The organism is Mycobacterium sp. GA-1841, from assembly GCF_001954135.1.
Classification (GTDB): Bacteria; Actinomycetota; Actinomycetes; order Mycobacteriales; family Mycobacteriaceae; genus Mycobacterium.
Genome location: NZ_MBEQ01000116.1, coordinates 22,079 through 29,304, shown reverse-complemented (window position 1 = coordinate 29,304; position 7,226 = coordinate 22,079). Strand labels below are relative to the sequence as shown.

Below are 7,226 nucleotides of genomic sequence, written 5' to 3'. Positions count from 1 at the left end.
GAGAAATTGGGGGCGGCAGTCACCGCGGCGGGGAGCGGCGATGGCGCTGGTCACGTGAGTGGTCCTTACTGATTGTCGGCCGGTGGGTGGAAACCACACCTGGCGACTCAGCAGGACGGGAAAACGGTGTCCGGGATCGTCTCAGGCGCGGCGAAGTGCGCAACAACAACACGCACGCCGCGCGAAGCGGGACTTCAGACTCCGAGACACACGAAGAATCTAGCACGCCATCTAATGTTGGTCAGATGACGACACCACAGTCCGACAAACGAGTGGCAGTGGTCACCGGCGCCAGCGCCGGTATCGGAGCCGCGACCGCCAAAAGCCTTGCTGCCCTGGGCTTTCACGTAGTATGCGTGGCCCGCCGCGCTGACCGGGTCCAGGCCGTGGCCCAGGAGATCGGCGGCACCGCGATCGTGGCGGACGTCACAGACCAGACCGCGGTCGATGCTCTGGCAGCGCAGCTGGAGCGGGTGGACGTACTGGTGAACAACGCCGGCGGGGCCCGCGGCCTGGAGCCGGTGGCCGACGCCGACATCGACCATTGGCAGTGGATGTGGGAGGCCAACGTCCTGGGCACGCTGCGCGTCACCCGCGCGCTGCTGCCCAAGCTGATCGACTCCGGCGACGGGCTGATCGTCACCGTCACCTCGATCGCCGCCGTCGAGATCTACGACAACGGGGCGGGCTATACCGCGGCGAAACACGCCCAGGGGGTGTTGCACCGCACCCTGCGCAGCGAATTGCTCGGAAAACCGGTGCGGCTCACCGAAGTTGCCCCCGGCATGGTGCAAACCGACTTCTCCCTGAACCGCTTCGACGGGGACGAGCAGCGCGCCGACAAGGTCTATCAGGGGGTCACGCCGCTGGTGGCCGAGGACATCGCCGAGGTGATCGGATTCGTGGCCTCCCGGCCGGCCCATGTCGACCTCGACCTGATCGTGGTGCGCCCGCGTGATCAGGTCAGCGGCGCCAGCGGGTCCCGCTTCAACCGGAGGTTGAACGACTAGCACGGCAACCGGAGGTGACGACCGCGAAAGTGACGGCAGCGTCGTTGCCGTGACGGCACAACGACCCTGGCCTCACTTTCGGCGCGGGTTCAGCCGCCCGGCGTGGGCTTCGGCGGCGTGGTGGTCGTGGGCGTGCCGGACAGCGTGGGTGCGTCCGTCGGGGTCGCCGGGGCGGAGGCAGGCAGATTCGACGGCGAATCCTGCGAGGACAGCGCCGACATGGACTTCCACTCGTTCCAGTCCACCGCCCAGTCCCAGATGTCGCCGTCGGCGTAGGACAGCTGGATCCGCGTGCCGGTGACCTCGACCGGATCGCCGTACATCGCGCTGTTGAAGTACTGCTGCGAGTTCTCCAGGTTCAGGTTGATGCAGCCGTTGGTGACGTTCGTATTGCCTTGGGAGCCAATGCTGTTGGGGTTGCAGTGGATGAACTCACCGTTGTTGGAGATCCGCACGGCAAAGCGTTCGTGCACGTTGCTGTACCCCGCGGCCGGGTTGGTCATCCAGAAGTCCTCGTATTTCTCGGTGACCACGTGGATGCCGCTGCGCGTGACGTTGCGGTCCAGATCGCCTTCGCCGTAGCTGCACGGGAAGTCCATGATCACCGCACCGGCGCCGTCGAGCACCTGGATGCGGTGGCTGGACGCCTCGGCCTTGACCACCTGACGCCGACCGATCTCGATGTCGAGCGTGGAATCGGCTGCACCGTAGGCGTCGTCACCGAAGCTGACGCCGTACAGGGGGGCCTTGACGCTGATCTTGGTGCCGGCCGGGAAATACTCCCGGCTGCGCCAGTGCACGCGGGAGCCGCCGGCCTCGTCGGGCAACCACGCCCAGCTGCCCTCGACGGGCGGAGTGGTGGTGACGTGGAGGGCTTTTTCCACGGTGGCGCGGTACTGGTCGTCGATCACGGCGTCGAACTGCAGGATGATCGGCGCGGCCACCCCCACCACCTGACCGTCGGCCAGCTGGAACTGCCCGCTGACCTGTTTCTGCGGGGAGACGGTGCTGAACTTGCCCTGGACCTGCTGGGCCTTGCCGTCCTCGCCGACCACCGAGCCGGCCCAGGTGTAGGTGGCGTCATAGCCGAGCGGTTCGGTGACAGTGAATGCCGTGCGGTCGCTGTTGAATTTGCCGGCGACCACCTTGCCGTTGGCGTTGGTCAGGCTGACGCGCTGGAACCATCCGTCGGCGACCTTGACCCCGACCGGCGCCGTGGGCAACACATCTTCGGAGTCGACGGTGGGCTCATACGTCACCGTCGGTGTCACCGGTTCCTGGTCCTCAGGGGCGGAAATCGGCGATTCGCCCGAGCAGGCGGCCAGTAATCCGGCCCCCACTCCGACGGTCAGAACCGTCAGGGCACGGCGCCGACTGAACAACGGCGTGTCGGCCTCTATATCACCGGCAGGGCTCACGTGGACCTAGGGTACCGATAGATCGCAGCCAATCAGAATCGGTTCCGGCTGCAGCGTGATCCCGAACCGGTGCAAAACCCCGGCTTGTACCGCCCTGGCCAGGGCAATCACATCCGCACTGTTCGCCTCGCCACGATTGGTCAAGGCGAGTGCATGTTTGGTGGACAGCCGGGCCGGGGCGCCTTCTCCGGGATAGCCCTTGCCGAAGCCGGCCTGCTCGACCAACCAGCCGGCGGCCAACTTGATCCCGTCGGGCGCGGGGTAATGCGGCACGGCACCGGTCGCCGAGGCAGGGTCGGCGGCAAAGATGGCCTGGACCCGCTCGAACTCGGCCTGCGACACCACCGGGTTGGTGAAGAACGACCCGACGCTCCAGGTGTCGTGGTCGCTCGCGTCGAGCACCATGCCTTTGCCCGCACGCAACCTGAGCACGGTATGGCGAACCCGCGCCGGGTCGGCCCGGTCGCCGGGCTCGACACCGAGGGCGGTGGCCAGCTCCCGGTAGCGCAGCGGGGCGCTTCTCCTGTCCAGGGGGCCCTGCGCATTCAAGGTGAACTCCACCTCGAGCACGATGACGGTGTCGGAGTGTTTGAGCACGCTAGTGCGGTAGCCGAACTCGAGCTCTTCCGGTGCGGCCCAACGCACTTCGCCGGTGGGCCGGTCCAGCAGGCGGACCCGGCTGATGATGTCGGCCACTTCGGCGCCGTAAGCACCCACGTTCTGCACCGGGGTGGCCCCGACCGATCCCGGGATCCCGGACAGGCATTCCAACCCGCCGAGGTCATGCTGCAGGGAGGCGACGACGACGTCGTCGAACACCGCGCCGGCCTCGGCCCGCAGCACATTGCCGTCGACGGTGATCGCGGTATTGGCCACCCGCACCACCGTCAGGTCGGACATGGTGTCGGCCAGGTCATCGGCCAGCACCACGTTGGAGCCGCCGGCCAGCACCAGGATCGGATCGGCCACCGCGCGCAACACGTCGATCAGCTGCTGAGTGCTGGTGCAGGTGATCACCTTGCGCGCCACCGGACCCACGCGCAGCGTGGTCAGCGGGGCCAGCGCAACCGCCTCGTCCACGGCGACACCGGCAACATACGAACTGACCACGGCCCGTAACGGTAGCCTGACCAGCTATGCCGCGATCATTCGACATGGCCACCGACTACGAAGGCAGCGTCGAACAGGTCCATCGGGCATTCGGTGACGAACGGTACTGGTTGGCCCGCCTCGCCGATTCGGGAGCTGACGAGACCACGCTGGACGCCCTGACCGTGGCCCCAGACGGCGGCATCGGCGTGATCACCACCCAGACCTTGCGCGCCGACCGGTTGCCCGGCGTGGTGTCGCAGTTTCACCGTGGCGACCTGAACATCCGACGTGTTGAGCATTGGGAGCCGATCCGCGACGGCGTGTCCCGTGGCACGGTCGAGGGCTCGATTCCCGGCGCGCCGGTGAGCCTGTCCGGAACCGCGACGCTGGCCGGAACCGACCGGGGATCGCGGCTGTCGGTACACCTCACCGTCGAGGTGAAGGTGCCGTTGGTCGGCGGCAAGATCGAGGGATTCATCGGTTCCCAGCTGACCGATCTGTTGATCGCCGAGCAGCGCTTCACCTCGGTGTGGATCACCGAGCGCAGCTGATCGCGGCGGTACGGTCGATAGCCATGAGCCGATCCCGGCAGTCCACCATGGCGTTCGACGCCTCCGCCGAAACGGTCTACGCCGCATATGCGAGCGACGAGTACTGGCAGGCCCTGATGGACCGCTATGACGAGCTCACGCCCGGGAAGTCCGACATCACCGAGTTCAGCTCCGGCGAGCATGGGATCGAGGTCGAGTTCCGCCAGGTTCTGCCGCGCGCGGAGTTACCGGCGATCGTGCGGTCGGTGATCCCGCTCGACCTGGCCATCACCCGCAGGCAGTCGTTCGGGCCGTTCGCACCGGGCGGCGTCGACGGCCGCTACACGGCGTCGGTTTCCCGGGCTCCGGGCCGGCTCGACGGACGGTACGCACTGACCGGGCTGGCCGCACACAGCCGGCTACAGGTCGACAGTCGGTGCAAGGTGCCGATGCCACTGGTCGGGGGCAAGCTCGAAGACCTGGTCCTGCAGTCGGTCAATGACGTGTTGACCATCGAGGGGGCGTTCACCGCTGGCTGGATCGCCGAGCACGTCTAGGCCCGTCGGGGCAGTCACCCGCGGCACCACCGGATACAACCGGCTGCGCCGCAGCGACCGCTGGCTGGTGCACTCACCACGGGTGCGCTCGGTATTGCGGGCTGCGGTGGATCCGCTGGTCGTCGACCTCGGATACGGCGCGCTGCCGGTCACCACGCTCGAGCTGGCTGCACGGTTGCAGTCGGTTCGCGCCGATGTGCGCGTGGTCGGCCTGGAGATCCACCCGGAACGGGTCGCCACCGCTCGGGCCGCGGCGGGCGGCACCGACGTGCAGTTCGCGCTCGGCGGCTTCGAGTTGGCCGGGCTGCAACCCGTGTTGGTGCGGGCGTTCAACGTGTTGCGTCAGTACCCGGTCGACGCGGTGCCCGACGCCTGGGCCACCATGGCGCGCCGGCTTGCCCCCGGGGGGCTGATCGTCGACGGCACCTGCGACGAGCTGGGCCGCCGATGCTGCTGGGTGCTGTTGGATGCCGACGGGCCGGTGAGCTTCACCCTGGCCTGCGACCCGTTCAGCATCGAGCGCCCGTCGGATCTGGCCGAACGGCTGCCCAAGGTGCTGATCCATCACAACATCGAGGGACAGCCGATCCACGGGCTGCTCGGCGCGGCCGACCGGGCCTGGGCGAGCGCGGCCGGACACGGCGTGTTCGGACCCCGGGTGCGCTGGCGGGCGATGCTGGAGTTGTTGCGTGCGGAGGGCTATCCGGTGGCTGCGCCGCGCCGAAGGATGCGTGATGGGGTGCTCACAGTCCCGTGGGCGACCGTGGCGCCAGCCACGCATTAGACCCCGTGGCGCCGGCCACGCGTTAGACCCCGTGGCGCCGGCCACGCATTAGACCCCGTGGCGCCAGTAAGCTGACACACATGCGAATTGCGCTGGCGCAGATCGCCACCGGCACGGACCCGTCGTCGAATCTGACGCTGGTCGAAGAGTTCACCCGCCGCGCCGCCGAGGACGACGCCCGGTTGGTGTTGTTTCCCGAGGCCACCATGTGCCGCTTCGGGGTACCGCTGGGCCCGGTCGCCGAGAAGCTCGACGGTCCCTGGGCGACCGCGGTACGTGAGATCGCCGCTGCGGCCGGTGTCGTCGTGGTGGCCGGGATGTTCGCTCCCGGAGACGACGGTCGGGTGACCAACACCCTGATCGCCACCGGACCCGGCGTGGAGGCGCACTACCACAAGATTCACCTGTACGACGCCTTTGGATTCGCCGAATCACGCACGGTGGCACCGGGTTTCGACCCGGTGACGATCACCGTCGACGGCGCGACGGTCGGGTTGACCACGTGTTACGACATCCGGTTCCCCGAGCTCTATGTCGAGCTTGCGCGCCGGGGCGCACAGCTGATCACCGTGCACGCCTCCTGGGGGTCGGGGCCCGGCAAGCTCGATCAGTGGGCGCTGCTGGCCCGGGCCCGGGCGCTGGACACGACGGGCTTCATCGCCGCGGTGGATCAGGCGTATCCGGGCGACGAGATCGCCAAGGCCGGGCCGACCGGTGTCGGCGGCAGCATGGTGGCTTCCCCCACCGGTGAGGTGCTCGCCGCGGCCGGCGCCGAGCGGCAGTTGCTGGTGGTCGACGTCGATCTCGACGCCGCCAGCGGGGTCCGCGACGCCATCGCGGTGCTGCAGAACCGCTCACAGTTCGCTCAGTTCGGTAAGGCACAATCGCTGGGGTGACCGATCCCTGGGCCCGCCCGTCCGACCAGTCCCCGCCCGCACCGCAAGAGCCGCCGGCACAGCCGTCGTCGCCGGAGCAGCCGGTCGCCCAGCCCCAGGTCGCCCATCCCCAGGCGGAGCAACCCGCACCAGCGCAGCCCGCGCCGCGGGACCAGTCGGCCCTGGCCAAGGTGAAGCGGCTGCTGTCGGATCCGCTGTCGGTGGTCCTCGTCGTGGTGATCGTGGTGGCACTGGTCGCCGCCGGGATCCTCGGCGGTGAGTTGTACGCCCGCAGCCGCGCCGACAAGATCGTCGCCTCGATCGTGGAATGCATCGTGCAGGACGGCGCCAAGGCGTCGTTCGACCCGCTGCCGCCGTTCCTGCTGCAGCACGTGAGTGGTCACTACACCAACATCAACATCGAGACCGCGGGCAATCAGATCCGCGACGCCAAGGGCATGAAGGTCAAGCTCGGCATCAAGGATGTCCGGATCCAGGAGACCGCCGACGCCAGTGGCACCGTCGGCTCCCTGGTCGCCGACATCACCTGGAACACCGACGGCATCCGCCAGACCGTGGCCGACATGGTGCAGCTGCCGTTCGTCGGCTCGGCCATCTCGGATGTGCGGACCAACCCGTCGGACGGGACGATCGAACTCAAGGGGCTGCTCGGCACCATCACGGCCAAGCCCACGGTGGTCAACAAGGGCATCTCGTTGCAGATCATCGACCTGAGCGCGATCGGGTTGTCGTGGCCGCGGGAGACCCTGCAGCCGATCCTGGACAAGTTCACCGCCCAGCTGACCGAGAACTATCCGATGGGCATCCACGCCGACAGCGTGCAGGTCACCGACAGTGGTGTGGTGGCGAAGTTCTCCACCACGAACGCGACGATGCCCAAGGGCCAAGAAGACCCCTGCTTCTCGAAGCTCTAGTTTTCGATCTCGCCGACGTCGGTCG

Annotated in this window: 8 protein-coding genes; 6 read left to right on the top strand and 2 right to left on the bottom strand. The window is 68.0% G+C overall.

Translation table 11 applies throughout. The annotated features are described in order from the left end of the window. The first annotated feature begins 245 nt into the window (after positions 1-245). Positions 246-1,010 (top strand): SDR family oxidoreductase, encoded by a 765-nt coding sequence (locus A5740_RS26545; protein ID WP_076199176.1) that lies wholly within the window; start codon positions 246-248, stop codon positions 1,008-1,010. An 89-nt stretch (positions 1,011-1,099) separates the two neighbouring features. On the opposite strand, the gene A5740_RS26540 is transcribed toward A5740_RS26545, so the two are convergent. Together A5740_RS26540 and A5740_RS26535 are read right to left on the bottom strand one after the other, a co-directional pair. Then, on the bottom strand, positions 1,100-2,428 hold the full coding sequence (locus A5740_RS26540; RefSeq protein WP_076199174.1) for an Ig-like domain-containing protein: 1,329 nt from the start codon (positions 2,426-2,428) through the stop codon (positions 1,100-1,102). 6 nt (positions 2,429-2,434) lie between these two features. Next, positions 2,435-3,538 (bottom strand): UDP-N-acetylmuramate dehydrogenase, encoded by a 1,104-nt coding sequence (locus tag A5740_RS26535; RefSeq protein ID WP_076199172.1) that lies wholly within the window; start codon positions 3,536-3,538, stop codon positions 2,435-2,437. A gap of 26 nt (positions 3,539-3,564) precedes the next feature. Here A5740_RS26535 and A5740_RS26530 point away from each other — a divergent pair, with 26 nt between their 5' ends. The 5 genes from A5740_RS26530 (at position 3,565) to A5740_RS26510 (ending at position 7,201) form a co-directional block, all read left to right on the top strand. Further along, complete coding sequence (locus A5740_RS26530; protein ID WP_076199170.1) at positions 3,565-4,071, top strand: DUF2505 domain-containing protein; 507 nt, start codon at positions 3,565-3,567, stop codon at positions 4,069-4,071. Between the two features lie 23 nt (positions 4,072-4,094). Further along, entirely contained in the window at positions 4,095-4,607 is a 513-nt protein-coding gene (locus tag A5740_RS26525) for a DUF2505 domain-containing protein (protein WP_139335362.1), read from the top strand. Further along, a complete protein-coding gene (locus A5740_RS26520; protein WP_076199168.1) occupies positions 4,582-5,391 on the top strand; it encodes an SAM-dependent methyltransferase in 810 nt (269 codons plus the stop codon). The genes A5740_RS26525 and A5740_RS26520 overlap by 26 nt, the downstream gene beginning before the upstream one ends. Before the next feature lie 80 nt (positions 5,392-5,471). After that, positions 5,472-6,287 (top strand): carbon-nitrogen hydrolase family protein, encoded by an 816-nt coding sequence (locus A5740_RS26515; RefSeq protein ID WP_076199166.1) that lies wholly within the window; start codon positions 5,472-5,474, stop codon positions 6,285-6,287. After that, positions 6,284-7,201, top strand: a complete 918-nt coding sequence (locus tag A5740_RS26510; RefSeq protein WP_076199164.1) for an LmeA family phospholipid-binding protein — start codon at positions 6,284-6,286, stop codon at positions 7,199-7,201. Before A5740_RS26515 ends, A5740_RS26510 begins: the two co-directional genes overlap by 4 nt. Positions 7,202-7,226 lie beyond the last annotated feature (25 nt).

What these genes read in the sequence shown, in the direction of transcription:
- A5740_RS26515 (WP_076199166.1), top strand. Translation starts at nt 5,472, where the DNA reads ATGCGAATTGCGCTGGCGCAGATCGCCACCGGCACGGACCCGTCGTCG.
- A5740_RS26545 (WP_076199176.1), top strand. Translation starts at nt 246, where the DNA reads ATGACGACACCACAGTCCGACAAACGAGTGGCAGTGGTCACCGGCGCC.
- A5740_RS26525 (WP_139335362.1), top strand. Translation starts at nt 4,095, where the DNA reads ATGAGCCGATCCCGGCAGTCCACCATGGCGTTCGACGCCTCCGCCGAA.
- A5740_RS26530 (WP_076199170.1), top strand. Translation starts at nt 3,565, where the DNA reads ATGCCGCGATCATTCGACATGGCCACCGACTACGAAGGCAGCGTCGAA.